Raw genomic sequence first — 11485 nt, 5'->3', positions numbered from 1 at the left:
TCCGTTCGCCCATCATCGGCCGCGCCCCCGATTCACTCAAACCAGTGAATCAGGACTTCAAGCTCGCAGCAACACCGACTTTTTCAACACAATCGTTGGGAGGCGGACGTTGAAATGCGCTGGACTTGCCAAGCCGCCCGGTGCACCAGAGCCCTGAGATCGAATGGAAGCCGAGTTGGCATGCAACTGTTGCTGATTACCAGGCCCGCCGGTGTGGGCAAATCGACGCTGAGCTGGGAAATGAGTGGCCAACTCGCCGCGGCTGAAGTCGCTCATGCGGTTATCGAGACCGATGAACTCGACAGGGTGTTCCCGCGCCCCAATACAAGCGAGCTTGATCGAATTCAGCCCGGCACGGTCGACGTCAGCAGCATCAACCTGGCTGCGATCTGGTCGACATACCAGGCCCTGGGGCACACGCGCCTGATCATGTCAGGGGTCATGATGCACCTGAGTTTTGACAAACAATGGATACTTTCCGCCATACCCGAAGCGCGGATAACGGTAGTCCGTCTGCTGGCTGCCGAGCCTACGCTGCTGGCACGACTTGCGCAGCGCGAGATCGGTTCCGGGGCAGACGAACAGGCACAGCGCTCGCTTCGGCAGGCAAGGCGCATGGCAAGCGAGGATGCCGAAGGCATTATCGTTCTGCCTACGGACGGCAAAGGACCTGCGGAACTGGCAGAGACCGTTCTTCAGAAAGCCGGCTGGCTCGATATCGGCGGTCGGCAAAAAGAATAGCCTACCGCCGAGACAGCTGTAGCCTGCTTGTAGGCCGGCGGAAACGTCCGCTTACTGATGACATCAGCGCGAAAGCCGTCGGTCGGCTCACGGCGCGCCGCTATTCACTAAAACCGGACATCGCTATTGCAGAGGCCACAGGCGGCTTTGCCCGCCACTTCCGGTCCTTCCAAATGACGGCGGCAAGGTCGCGTCTCTACATCACTTGGATTCCACCGACTGTTCTGGACGCCAAGTGCCAGATGAGACAGCCAAAACCGCTGGGACTAGCCGACCGACGGCAATCCGCTCCTGACAACCATCGGCGCGCCGTCCGGAACGCGGTCATAGAGATCGATAATATCCTGGTTGATTAGCCTCACGCAGCCCGAGGACACGGACTTACCAATTGACGACCATTCCGGCGAGCCGTGTAGCCGATAAAGCGTGTCCTTGCCATCTTGGAAAACATAGAGTGCTCGGGCCCCGAGCGGATTCATGACACCCGGCTCCATGCCGCCCTCCCAATTGTTCGTGCCCGGGATCTGCCGCGCACGGTATTTCTCAAGCTCGGGCTGGCGGTCGATCATTTCGTCTGGCGGGAACCAGCGCGGCCACTTCTGCTTCCACTGGATCACTCCGCGGCCCGACCACTCAAAGCCCTCACGGCCGAGGCCAACGCCGTAGCGGAGCGCATCCCCCATATTACCCACGAAATAGAGAAAGTGGTTCGACGTGTCGACGACAACAGTTCCCGGCTGCTCGCCGGTCGGGTCCGGAACGGCCTGCCGATAGTATTTCGGGTCAATCTCCTCGATTGGAACAGCCGGGATGTCATAACCATCGTCGAATGTGGCGGCATACATCTGGTGATAATCGCCGAAAAGGGGATCGACACCGAACTGCGGAAGTTGCTCTGGCCGCGGCACTATCGTCTGGCCAAACGCTCTCTGGTCGCGTTCGCGAACGCTCGTGCAAGCGGTCAGGGTGGCGAAGGCGGCACACGTTGTAGCCGTTGCCAGGAGCCTGCGGCGGCTAAATTTTGACATCGGGTCTTTCTGCCGGGTCTGCAAATACAGCAACGCGCGGAATGCTTGCACGTTCCTTCTGCATTCGATCCCAACTCACCAGCAAATGAGTGTCCGCTATCGGATTCCTGAGGTTAAAATGCCATCAGTCCGCTACCAGCCAGGCGTGGACATTCCAAGCCGCGGGCTCATTTCACGGCTGAGATCGCCGCTGCGCGTGCGTCCAGGCGGCGGGCAGGGCGGACGATCACCGCTTCCCGTAGGTTGTGAAACGAAGTTTGGAGCGGGCAAGCGATCCAGCATTGATTTCTCGGCGGCGCACCGTAGTATCTCAGTAAATATAGCGGAGGCCATCGATCTTGCTACGCTCCCTATTGATTTTGGTCGTCATGCTGACGGCAGCCCCGATTGCGCGCGCCCAGGAGCCAACGATCGAAATTGTTGGAGTTGGCGCACAGGCGATAAAGCTCTCACCGCAATCCGTGTCCGGACTGCCCGTGGCCGAACGTGACGTCACCTTTCAGACATCGAAGGGGCCGTCCAGCGGCCACTACAAGGGCGTTCTGTTCTGGGATGTCCTGCAGGCCAACAAGGCCTTTGACGGCATGGAGCATAACGGCGAACTCAAGAAGACCTTCCTCGTCAGCGCGAAGGACGGGTACCAGATCGCCTTCTCCATAGGTGAAATTCATCCTGAGTTCGGCAACACGCCGCTGATCCTGGCAACCGAGGTCGATGGCAAACCGATAGAGGGTGGTTGGCGCATTGTCGTTCTCGGCGACAAGCGAGGCGCTCGCGCTATCCACGACATCACCACGATTGAATTACGCTAGGCCGGGCGGTAGCCGGTCGTCGATCAGCGGGAAACGAACATGAAGCTCAGCGCACGCAACCAGCTCAAAGGAACCATCGTCGATGTGGTGAAAGGTGCTACCACGTCGCATGTCAGGATCGATATCGGCGGCGCGACCGTCATGGCGTCGATCACCAACGAGGCCGTCGCCGATCTCGGCCTTGCAAAGGGCCAGAAGGCCTACGCCATCATCAAGGCTTCCGACGTGATGGTGGCCGTCGACTGACGGGATCGCGTTGGTCCGGGAGAACGAGATAAGGCGGGGCGAAGTGGCTGTGGCTTCGCCAAGCGCTTCCGATGCCGGCCTGGTCTTTATCGGCACCATCCGGACACCCTGGGCATCGCGACTGCTGGCGCCCCGCGAAGCGATCACTCTGGGCCAGTGCCACACCGCGTCGCGGCGACTGGGATTCGGCGGCCGCTGTAGCTTCTCAGTTGTCATGGTTTCGCCCGGACACTTTCGGGCGACATGCATTAGGAAATCTGCGCTTGCTTTGGCTTCTCTGCGAGGTAGAGAAATCTGGACAGTCTTCCCGCTGCGGCCAATTCAGCGGTCGTCGTGAGGAATGTCTGCCTGCTTTCGAACCAGCCAGCGCCCTCCTCTTCCGACAGCGCGCCACGGCGCGATTCGCGAGCGTGATAGAGGCGCAAAGCGAGATTTGAGACAGCTTGCGTTGTGTCTTTGCAGGCTTTCAGCTCGAAACCGGCTCTCTCAAGCATGAGTTCATTAAATGCCGCAGGCACGATATGAAATTTTCCCTGAGACGCCCGGATGTCCAGTTCTTCCTTCGAGACAACGCCGGTCAGCACGCACGCATCAGTCAGAATCAGCCGACCGCCCGGCCTGAGTAACCTGAACCAGTCTGCGAACACCTCGCGACGGGACACCAGGTGTATGATTGCGTCAATGCAGGAGATGACGTCGAATTCTCCCTTGTCGAATGGCAGTTGCTGGCTGCAATCGGCGACAACAAACGTTGCACCGAGCGGCAGATGCGCGGCCGCGGCCAATGCCTTTGCGTGCTCGATAGCGGCCTCTTCAATATCGACGCCCGTCAGCCGACATCCAGTGGCGGCGGCAATCGCAATCGATGGACCGCCTGACCCGCAAGCTACATCGAGCAGTTTGCCGTGGGGACTCTCCTGGACAAGCTCGATAATTTCGCCTTGTTCGCCAAGTGACCGCCATCCCTGTTGGCCGAGGTCCTCGCCATAGGCTTCCCGCCTAACTTCGGCTGCGAGTCGACTGCCGAAGCGCGAATACTGGGCGCTGTAGAAGCTGAAGCTGCCCGCGCCTTTCACTTGGGCAGCGTGTTCTTGTAGACAACGCCGTCCTTCATGATGATCTTGAAGTTGTTGTCGGGATCGGCCACCAGGTCGAGGTTCTCCAATGGATTGCCCTCGACGAGCAGGAGGTCGGCGAGAGCGTTTTCCTCGACGACGCCGAGCTTTCCCGGATAGGGGTTGCGCTTTCCCGACAGCGCCAGCAGTTCGGCGTTGGTGCCGGTTGCCATGGCAAGCGCTTCGGCGGGCGTGTACCAGCGGCTGAGCGAGGCCAGGATTGCCCCTTGTTTCGGCGCCAGCGCGCGCGCGAACAGGATATCGGTGCCCCACGCCGTCTTGATCTTGTACTTCTTCGCCAGTCTGTAGGCCCTGTCTATGCCGGGCCATACCTCTTCCGCCTTGGCTCGCTCCACCGAACCCTCCCGGAGGCCTGTCCTCATCAATTCATGGAGCGGCTGCAAGCTCAGCCAGATGCCCTTGTCGGCGATCAGCTTGGCGTCTGCCTCGCTCATAAGGAAGCCGTGTTCGATGCACTTCACACCGGCTGCAATAGCCATTTCGATCGCTTCCGGCGTGAAGGCGTGCGCGGCGACGTAGGTGCCCCAATTCTCGGCAATTTCGACGGCCGCCCGCAATTCGGGTGCGGTGAAGGTGGTGACGTCGAGCGGACTGAACGGCGACGACACGCCGCCGCCCGCCGTCAACTTCAGTAGCACGGCCCCTTGCATGAACTGCTCGCGGGCGCGCATGCGCACCTCGTCGGGACTGTCCACGACCATGCTGCCACCGGCCGTTTCCATGGGGGTGAGCAGGCCGGGCCTGCGCGGCAGATCGGTGAACTGGCGGAAATCGCCATGCCCGCTGGTCACTGTGAGCATGGCGCCGGACGGGTAGATGCGCGGTCCGGGAATGATGCCCCGATCTATCGCGCGCTTGAGGCCGAACGCCGGTCCGCCCACGTCACGGACGGTGGTGAAGCCGCGCATCAGCGTATCCGTCGCCTCGTCGCCGGCCAGGATGTTGCTGAAGCCGACGTCGCCCATTGCCTCTGCCGGGGTGGACGCAATCAGCATGGCGTGCCAATGCGCATCGATCAGCCCCGGCATCAGCGTTCGCCCGTCGCCGGCAATGCGCTCGGCGCCTTCGGCCTCGACGGGGTCCGTCGAGATGCGCGCGATCACATTGCCCTGGACCAGCACGTTCGACGGAGCCGAAAGCGCCGATCCCTTTCCGTCGAAGATGCGGACGTTTTCGAAAAGGATGTCATCGGCGCTGGCGGTCGCGCAAAATCCGACCGCGAAAGCCGCGGCAAGCCACTGCCTGCCTGAGAGCAGCATCATCAAAGCTGTGCGGGCAAGGGAGAACGCGGCTGCAGTGCAGGATGCGGCATGCGCCGCAAACGCGACCGTCTCCCTCTGTTCGAAACGCTTGGAATACACGGCGATTCTCCAGCTTCAGGTGTGGGTGGCTACGGCGCAGGAAGTCTCGCGCCTGCCTCTTGAGCGCCAAGACTGGGTGCTACGCTCTCCCACTTGGCTGCCGTCATGGTTGGTTATTTTTGATTGCGTCGGATTATCTTGCGCACCATCAGCGCGGCGCCTACGGCGATGAGAACGATCCCCGCAGCGATGTATCCGGCCGACGATGTTCTGTAACCTGACGCTGCCAGCAGGAAACCCAGAACGACAAAAATCAATCCACTGAGCTTGCCGATCAACAGGTTGGGTTTTTCAGCGTTTACGGGCATGACGATGCTCTCCGCCACTTGGAGCCGCCCCTTAAACCCGGCCTGAGGCTACTATGCTTGGGGCGCCAGGTCGAGCGCCAACAAATGTGACGCGCCATTGCCGCCACGATTGGTTAACGGCAGCAATCACCGTTCCGAGCCGGCCTGGAAGGGCGCGCGGCGAGCCGGCGCCCCCCTGGTGGCAATCCGGCCGCAAGATGTGCTTGCGCGTCAGCCGCGCCGCGCCTTCTCGATCGCGGCGACGTCGATCTTCTTCATGTCCATCATCGCATCGAACGCGCGCTTTGCCTCGGCGCCGCCGGCCGCCATCGCCTCGAGCAGCACGCGCGGCGTGATCTGCCAGGAGACGCCCCATTTGTCTTTGCACCAGCCGCATGCGCTTTCCTGGCCGCCATTGCCGACGATGGCATTCCAGTAGCGGTCGGTCTCCTCCTGATCTTCGGTGGCGATCATGAACGAGAAGGCTTCGTTGTGCTTGAATGTGGGCCCGCCGTTTAGGCCGACACAGGGGATGCCGGCAACCGTGAAGTCGACCGTCAGCGCGTCGCCCTTCTTGCCGGACGGGTAGTCGCCGGGCGCACGCTGCACGGCGCCCACCGAACTGTCGGGAAACGTCTCGGCGTAGAAGCGGGCGGCAGCCTCGGCGTCCTTGTCGTACCAGACGCAGATCGTGTTCTTGGCAATTGTCATTGCTTGTCCTCTCGAAAGCGCCCCGCTCCATCCGCTTTTTCAGAAATAGGGAGATGCTTTGAAAAAGCGAATAGCGAATAGCAAATAGCGAGTAGCAAATAGCGAGTAGGGGGAAGGGGCTTGCGCGGTGCTGTCACAAGCCACGATCTCGCTACTCGCTACGCCTGCGACCGCAGCGCCTCGTTGAGGTTCCAGATGTCCTTTTCGTCGGGCGCGGTGTCGAGACCGATCACCGGCACCAGCTTGCGCAGGTGGTCGTGGTGGGTGCGCACGCCATATTCGAGGTCGGAGAGATAGAAGCCCGAAAAGGCCTCCGACAGCATGGATTCGTTGGACCAGATGGTGAGCTGGACGTCTTCCTCCAGCGTCTCGCGGTCGATGCGGTAGGCGAGATAGCGAGCGGCGGCCTGCGCGCGGCTCTCGTCGGCATAGCGATACACGGCGCCGCGCAGCATGGTTTCGCCGGTCGACAGCGGGAACTCCTGGTAGAACTGGATCGATTCCGGCATCAGCGCCAACGCGCCATTTGGAAACAGCCCGTAATAGACCCAGGCCTTGCGCAGGTTTTCGGGCAGATGCGCCGGCTCCGGCGCCAGCTTGACGTAGTTCCTGACGCTCCAGCGCCGCCCGGCATGCGGATTGTAGGTGGCGAAAGAGCGCGACACGCCATTGACGAACGGCTCGTCGAAATAGGTCGAGCCGTATAGATCCTGCAGCGCCGGATGCGCCATGGCGACGTGGTAGCCCTCGTTGTCGACATCGCGCACCGACTTCCAGTTGACCGGCGAGGTGTGCGACCAGATGCCGTTGGTGGGCACCATGTCGGCGATGCGGTAATGGGCAATCTCGGCCTCGAACGGCGCCATCAGCTCGGCCACCGACGGCTGCGGCCCCTGGCGGAAACGCACGAAGATGAAGCCCATCCAGATTTCGAGGTCGAGCGGCATCAGGCCGAACTCGGTCTTGTCGAGATCGGGGAAGGAGCGCGGGCGCGCCGCACCCCGCAGCGTGCCGTCGAGATTGTAGACCCAGCCGTGGAACGGGCAGACCAGCGCGTTCTTGCAGGTTCCCTTTTCGGCGGCGACGACGCGCGAGCCGCGATGGCGGCAGATGTTGTGGAAGGCGCGCACCACACCATCGGCGCCACGCACGATGAGCGCGCGCTCGCCGACCACGTCCATGGTGAGATAATTGCCGGGGGAGGGCACGTCCGAGACATGGCAGGCGATCTGCCAGTGGTTGCGGAAGACGTGCTCCTTCTCGACCTCGAGAAGGGCCGGGCTGTGGTAGCACCAGCCCGGCAAACCCCTGCGGTCCCAATCGTTCGGGACCGTCACATCGCGAACGTGTCGGTTCATTTTCATCGCTCTTACTTATTGAATGTTCATTCAATATAAGCACGGTTTTCCTTATGAGGCAAGGGTTTGTGGGCAGATGCTGGAAACGCAAGGACACATTTCGTGAAAGCCGGAGCGACTTTTTCGCGCCGCCAGTGGCTTGCGGCGAGGCGCCAGCCTGCATCGATATCGGTCGCAATGGGAACCACTAGTCGCTGCTATCCGTTGCTGTCGGGGACAGGAGATTCGGCCATGGCCAAGGACCCCCTCGACAAGGATCAGACCGGCAAGGACAAGACCGAGAAGCCGAAGCGGCGGCAGCCTTCGAAAGGCGAGGAGTTCGAGGTGAAGCACCTCGCCGAAACCACCGACCTGTCGCCCAACCAGGCGCGGGAACTCTTGCGCAGGCACGGCCCCGACTGGCGCAAGATCGAAGAGGTGGCAAAGAATTACAAGGCCGAGAGCTAGAGCATTTGCAGCCAACAGGCGACCACGCCGGTCGGCCCGGCGCGGTACGCCATGAAGATGAAGAAATGGCCGAAGATGAGGAAAGCCCCGCGCCGGGTGAGCTGAGAGCGAAATCGGGGGTGGCCGGACGGGAGGAATTGCTTTCGGCAGGTTGGTCTGAAACGCAGGGACAATCAAGGTAGTGTGGTGGTGGGGGCGTTACCCGGCGTTGGAGCTCTGCAAATACGAAACAAACGGAACTTTGCGCCTAAAATTTATACTTAAAACTGTTTCCGAATCGGCCCATTTGCGTGCCTCCAAAATGGGCATCGGACACGTTAAAAAGCTTTGGCAGGCCCAGAAGCCTCCCTGCCTCCGCTTCTGGTCGGTGCAGATAAAGAACCGAAATATAAAGACCGGCCAAAGCATTGAGGCAGTTCTTCAAGTTAGCTCGACTAAAATTCTGATGACGAGTGTGCTTTACCTTGTTGTGATCACTCCACCAAAGTGGGGGAGTTTCACGGGCGATCCAGTCGATCCAAGGTGTAAGTGTGAGCTCGTGTCGCGGGATCGTAACTTGGAATGTAAAAAAGTCCGGAATTCTAATGCTCACAACATCGAAATATCCACCGATGCTGCTAGCTGATGATGAGCTATCGATTTGTTTGCAAAGTTGCTTTAATACAATGTCCACTTCGGAACTTGCAGAAAGTAGAAGTCGAGCTATCTCAATCGAGTACGTGTCATTGTTCCCAGAGAGGTCGATAAAGCGGGACAAGCGATCGAGATCGTCTTCCAGGGCTAAAAAAAAGTTCCAGTGGATGAGAGGCGCGTTTCGCTGAATCGCCATGCTGTTTGCCTTAAGATATCGCACGCGCGACTCGCGAAGCGTTCTCTTGCGTCGACACGATAGTCGCAGGAAAAGCCCTTTAAAATCAATAGGAGGGAACTCAACGAGTCACGCTGTCGTCACAAATGGGATATGGCGCTTGGCCTTGAATCCCTCGCCGCGGGGTTGAGTGACGCGCCGACGAGCACGATCAAGAGGGTGACCTGGCCAAAGCGCGGTGGCATCGGCGATCGGCATGCTGGCGAGCGCCGACTGGTTGAACTACCAGCAAAGCGCCACAACGACGCGGCGGCCGTCGGATGGTTCGCCCTCATCCAACGGTCGTTGCCGTCCTCTACATGGTTCACGGATGTGTTCTGCGGGCAAAATGTTCGTATGTGATCAGCCAAGGGTCACTTTCGGAAGATCTTTCCTCGCCGATCCAATGGAAGCTGTTGGCGGTGATCTCAGTGAAACGCCATCGGGTTTTCAGGCCGCGTGAGTCATCGCCGATCTGGACAATGTCCTTACCTTCGGCCCGCCCAATCTGACGCGAATAATCCTGGTTGAGCGGGTCTGCCCAGATGATGTGCCAGCCACCAATCCCTAGATCGAAGATGCGCAAAGTCGTGCCATACATAGTGGATGGTGCAGGGCGCCTGGGTCTGATCCAGATATCCTGAATCGCGCGACCTTCGAGCACCCAGCCGAAATGGCATTCTCCAGTCCATTTCTGGATTGTGCCGTCGTCGAGGTGACGGACTGTGTCCATTTCCCAGCTTCCGATCAGCCACCCATAGAGATCCATGTCTTTGGCTCGGTCGGCTGGCGGACCCTCGGAACCGAGAGCAGTGAGAAACGCAGAAACCGTCATAGTCATAGTCACACCGCCTTTCGTTGCGCGGCAGCAATGGGGAGGCAAGTGTCGCACGGTCTTCCTGACAGCAGTCCGTCAGGAAGGGGTGTGTGCGTCAAGTTGTGCAAGAGAGGGCGGCCATGTCAGCGCTCGGCGACGGGACTTGGAAGCGACGCCAGGGTTCGGCGCAGGAGCGGTTCCACTGCTTGATGGGTACCTGCCCCTGTCGAAATCACAATCAGCTTGCGCTTGAATGCATCGTCGGCCGAGAGCTTGCCCGTTGCAATTGCCTCCACGACCGCCTCACCGGTAACAACGACAGTGTCACCAGGCGACGCGCCGGCTTGGTGCACTTTCAACATCTCGCCCGAGGCGCTCGGTTCATAGCGTGACCACAGGCTCGCTTCGACGAGGATCAAGGAAAATGGTGTGCGGTCAGCGTGGTCGCCGCGCGCCCTTTCAATCGCGAAGCGAAGCTGCTCGAGACGTCGAACTGCACGCCTGTAACCAGTCCCGAAAATATCCTTCTTGAAGTTCGGCGAAACCAGTTCCGAGTTAAGCAGGCCGTCAACCACACCCTGCTGCAAGGCGATTGCGACGTCTATTGAACCAGGTGTCTGCTGGGAAATCCCGTTGCCAAGACCATGATAGCGGCAAGCGAGCACTGGGTCCGGCGTAAGGGAAAAAAGCGCATAGCAGACCGTTGCAGCCAACTTCTTGGTCATATCAGGTCCCCTTGAATGAGCGGCGGGGCAAGTCCCCGCCGCTCGATGGCCTCAGGGCGTGACGATGTTGAACCAGAACGGATAGTTGTCGAGCATCGCCAGGAACTCACCCAACGCCTCCTTGCGTCCTTCGACCTTGATGTCGCCGTTCGCAATCGCTTGTTCGAGGGTCGTTTCGCCAAGTTGGACGGAGTCGAGGACTGGCTTGGTCAACGTGACAGTCGCTTCGGCGTCCGAAGCCAATGCCGGATTCACCTCAAGAGCACCGTTCTCGATCAGAAGCTCATAGGGCTGATTGAGATCGGTGAAATTCACATTCAACGAAAGCTTCTTTCCTGCCGCCTTCTCGCCGTTGAGCCTGACGCCGAGATAGTTGAACAGCAGTTCCGGCGGCATTGCCCTGATCGTGTCCGAGCTGGCCGTGACTGTACCGCCGCCAGTCGGAACGCCATTTCGCAGCTCGAACGCGCCCATGAGATAGATCGAGCGCCACGGACCGGACTCGGCCTGATAGCCCATCTGCTCATAACTGTCGGCGAGCAGATCCTTCGCCACCGTGTTGTCAGGATCGGCGAAAACGACGTGTTTGAGGGCCATCGCCAGCCAGCGGTACTCTCCCTGTTGATTTCCGCGAGGAATTGACCCTGGGTTTTCGCTGAGAAGTGACCCGCCTTTTATGTATGTTCCGGGTTTCAGGATTTGGTCAAGTTGGGGTTTTGTCCTTTTCGGGTGTGGTGTTCTGGGCGGAACTGTTCTTGAAGCGGAAACTGTCATTTCCGGTCTCCAGGATGTGGCAATGATGGGTGAGGCGGTCGAGCAGTGCGGTCGTCATCTTGGCATCGCCGAAGACACTGGCCCATTCGCTGAAGCTCAGGTTGGTGGTGATGACGACACTGGTGCGCTCGTAGAGTTTGGAGAGCAGGTGGAACAGGAGTGCTCCGCCAGATGCGCTGAATGGCAGGTATCCAA

At 59.8% G+C, this 11485-nt stretch carries 15 protein-coding genes; 4 read left to right on the top strand and 11 right to left on the bottom strand.

Annotation, left to right across the window (positions count from 1 at the left end; genetic code table 11):
• Nucleotides 1-180: 180 nt before the first annotated feature.
• Entirely contained in the window at nt 181-741 is a 561-nt protein-coding gene (locus tag F3H98_RS30065; protein WP_149764577.1) for a hypothetical protein, read from the top strand.
• Between the two features lie 266 nt (nt 742-1007).
• Here the strand turns inward: F3H98_RS30065 and F3H98_RS30060 are convergent, their stop codons facing one another.
• Nucleotides 1008-1769 carry a L,D-transpeptidase gene (locus F3H98_RS30060; RefSeq protein WP_149764587.1) on the bottom strand — a complete coding sequence of 254 codons (762 nt, stop codon included), beginning with the start codon at nt 1767-1769 and terminating at the stop codon, nt 1008-1010.
• Between the two features lie 368 nt (nt 1770-2137).
• On the opposite strand from F3H98_RS30060, the gene F3H98_RS30055 reads away from it, so the two are divergent.
• Both F3H98_RS30055 and F3H98_RS30050 read left to right on the top strand, forming a co-directional pair.
• Nucleotides 2138-2581: a hypothetical protein gene (locus tag F3H98_RS30055; RefSeq protein ID WP_149764574.1), complete on the top strand. Its 444-nt coding sequence runs from the start codon at nt 2138-2140 to the stop codon at nt 2579-2581.
• Between the two features lie 39 nt (nt 2582-2620).
• Nucleotides 2621-2827 (top strand): TOBE domain-containing protein, encoded by a 207-nt coding sequence (locus tag F3H98_RS30050; RefSeq protein WP_149764572.1) that lies wholly within the window; start codon nt 2621-2623, stop codon nt 2825-2827.
• 248 nt (nt 2828-3075) lie between these two features.
• Here the strand turns inward: F3H98_RS30050 and F3H98_RS30040 are convergent, their stop codons facing one another.
• The 5 genes from F3H98_RS30040 to F3H98_RS30020 all read right to left on the bottom strand — a co-directional run bounded on the left by F3H98_RS30040 (nt 3076) and on the right by F3H98_RS30020 (nt 7680).
• Nucleotides 3076-3903 carry a class I SAM-dependent methyltransferase gene (locus F3H98_RS30040; protein WP_188130651.1) on the bottom strand — a complete coding sequence of 276 codons (828 nt, stop codon included), beginning with the start codon at nt 3901-3903 and terminating at the stop codon, nt 3076-3078.
• Complete coding sequence (locus F3H98_RS30035; protein ID WP_149764585.1) at nt 3900-5222, bottom strand: metal-dependent hydrolase family protein; 1323 nt, start codon at nt 5220-5222, stop codon at nt 3900-3902. Before F3H98_RS30035 ends, F3H98_RS30040 begins: the two co-directional genes overlap by 4 nt.
• Before the next feature lie 215 nt (nt 5223-5437).
• Nucleotides 5438-5650, bottom strand: a complete 213-nt coding sequence (locus F3H98_RS30030) for a hypothetical protein (RefSeq protein WP_244622008.1) — start codon at nt 5648-5650, stop codon at nt 5438-5440.
• A 192-nt stretch (nt 5651-5842) separates the two neighbouring features.
• Nucleotides 5843-6316: a VOC family protein gene (locus tag F3H98_RS30025; protein WP_149764581.1), complete on the bottom strand. Its 474-nt coding sequence runs from the start codon at nt 6314-6316 to the stop codon at nt 5843-5845.
• Nucleotides 6317-6480: 164 nt separating this feature from the next.
• Nucleotides 6481-7680 carry an aromatic ring-hydroxylating oxygenase subunit alpha gene (locus F3H98_RS30020; RefSeq protein WP_149764568.1) on the bottom strand — a complete coding sequence of 400 codons (1200 nt, stop codon included), beginning with the start codon at nt 7678-7680 and terminating at the stop codon, nt 6481-6483.
• 231 nt (nt 7681-7911) lie between these two features.
• On the opposite strand from F3H98_RS30020, the gene F3H98_RS30015 reads away from it, so the two are divergent.
• A complete protein-coding gene (locus F3H98_RS30015; protein ID WP_149764566.1) occupies nt 7912-8127 on the top strand; it encodes a hypothetical protein in 216 nt (71 codons plus the stop codon).
• Nucleotides 8128-8374: 247 nt separating this feature from the next.
• Here F3H98_RS30015 and F3H98_RS30010 read toward each other — a convergent pair whose 3' ends face one another.
• The 5 genes from F3H98_RS30010 to F3H98_RS29990 all read right to left on the bottom strand — a co-directional run.
• Entirely contained in the window at nt 8375-8956 is a 582-nt protein-coding gene (locus F3H98_RS30010) for a hypothetical protein (protein WP_149764563.1), read from the bottom strand.
• Nucleotides 8957-9299: 343 nt separating this feature from the next.
• A complete protein-coding gene (locus F3H98_RS30005; RefSeq protein ID WP_244622007.1) occupies nt 9300-9815 on the bottom strand; it encodes a hypothetical protein in 516 nt (171 codons plus the stop codon).
• A gap of 119 nt (nt 9816-9934) precedes the next feature.
• The gene (locus tag F3H98_RS30000; protein WP_149764560.1) at nt 9935-10516 is read right to left on the bottom strand and encodes a hypothetical protein; all 582 of its coding nucleotides are present in this window, start codon (nt 10514-10516) and stop codon (nt 9935-9937) included.
• A gap of 51 nt (nt 10517-10567) precedes the next feature.
• Entirely contained in the window at nt 10568-11290 is a 723-nt protein-coding gene (locus F3H98_RS29995) for an alkyl sulfatase C-terminal domain-containing protein (RefSeq protein WP_149764558.1), read from the bottom strand.
• Nucleotides 11220-11485, bottom strand: a 266-nt coding sequence (locus F3H98_RS29990) for an ATP-binding protein (protein ID WP_188130650.1), incomplete at its 5' end; no start/stop codon positions are given. The genes F3H98_RS29990 and F3H98_RS29995, both read right to left, overlap by 71 nt.

The organism is Neomesorhizobium albiziae, assembly GCF_900114255.1.
Taxonomy (GTDB): Bacteria; Pseudomonadota; Alphaproteobacteria; order Rhizobiales; family Rhizobiaceae; genus Neomesorhizobium; species Neomesorhizobium albiziae.
The sequence above is the reverse complement of the archived record's forward strand: the minus strand, read 5'-3'. Positions and strand labels throughout refer to the sequence as shown.

Excerpts from the sequence above, each read along its gene's own strand:
- F3H98_RS30065 (WP_149764577.1), top strand. The coding sequence starts at position 181 with ATGCAACTGTTGCTGATTACCAGGCCCGCCGGTGTGGGCAAATCGACG.
- F3H98_RS30060 (WP_149764587.1), bottom strand. The coding sequence starts at position 1,769 with ATGTCAAAATTTAGCCGCCGCAGGCTCCTGGCAACGGCTACAACGTGT.
- F3H98_RS30055 (WP_149764574.1), top strand. The coding sequence starts at position 2,138 with ATGCTGACGGCAGCCCCGATTGCGCGCGCCCAGGAGCCAACGATCGAA.
- F3H98_RS30050 (WP_149764572.1), top strand. The coding sequence starts at position 2,621 with ATGAAGCTCAGCGCACGCAACCAGCTCAAAGGAACCATCGTCGATGTG.
- F3H98_RS30035 (WP_149764585.1), bottom strand. The coding sequence starts at position 5,222 with ATGCTGCTCTCAGGCAGGCAGTGGCTTGCCGCGGCTTTCGCGGTCGGA.
- F3H98_RS30020 (WP_149764568.1), bottom strand. The coding sequence starts at position 7,680 with ATGAACCGACACGTTCGCGATGTGACGGTCCCGAACGATTGGGACCGC.
- F3H98_RS30015 (WP_149764566.1), top strand. The coding sequence starts at position 7,912 with ATGGCCAAGGACCCCCTCGACAAGGATCAGACCGGCAAGGACAAGACC.
- F3H98_RS30010 (WP_149764563.1), bottom strand. The coding sequence starts at position 8,956 with ATGGCGATTCAGCGAAACGCGCCTCTCATCCACTGGAACTTTTTTTTA.
- F3H98_RS30005 (WP_244622007.1), bottom strand. The coding sequence starts at position 9,815 with ATGACTATGACGGTTTCTGCGTTTCTCACTGCTCTCGGTTCCGAGGGT.
- F3H98_RS30000 (WP_149764560.1), bottom strand. The coding sequence starts at position 10,516 with ATGACCAAGAAGTTGGCTGCAACGGTCTGCTATGCGCTTTTTTCCCTT.
- F3H98_RS29995 (WP_149764558.1), bottom strand. The coding sequence starts at position 11,290 with ATGACAGTTTCCGCTTCAAGAACAGTTCCGCCCAGAACACCACACCCG.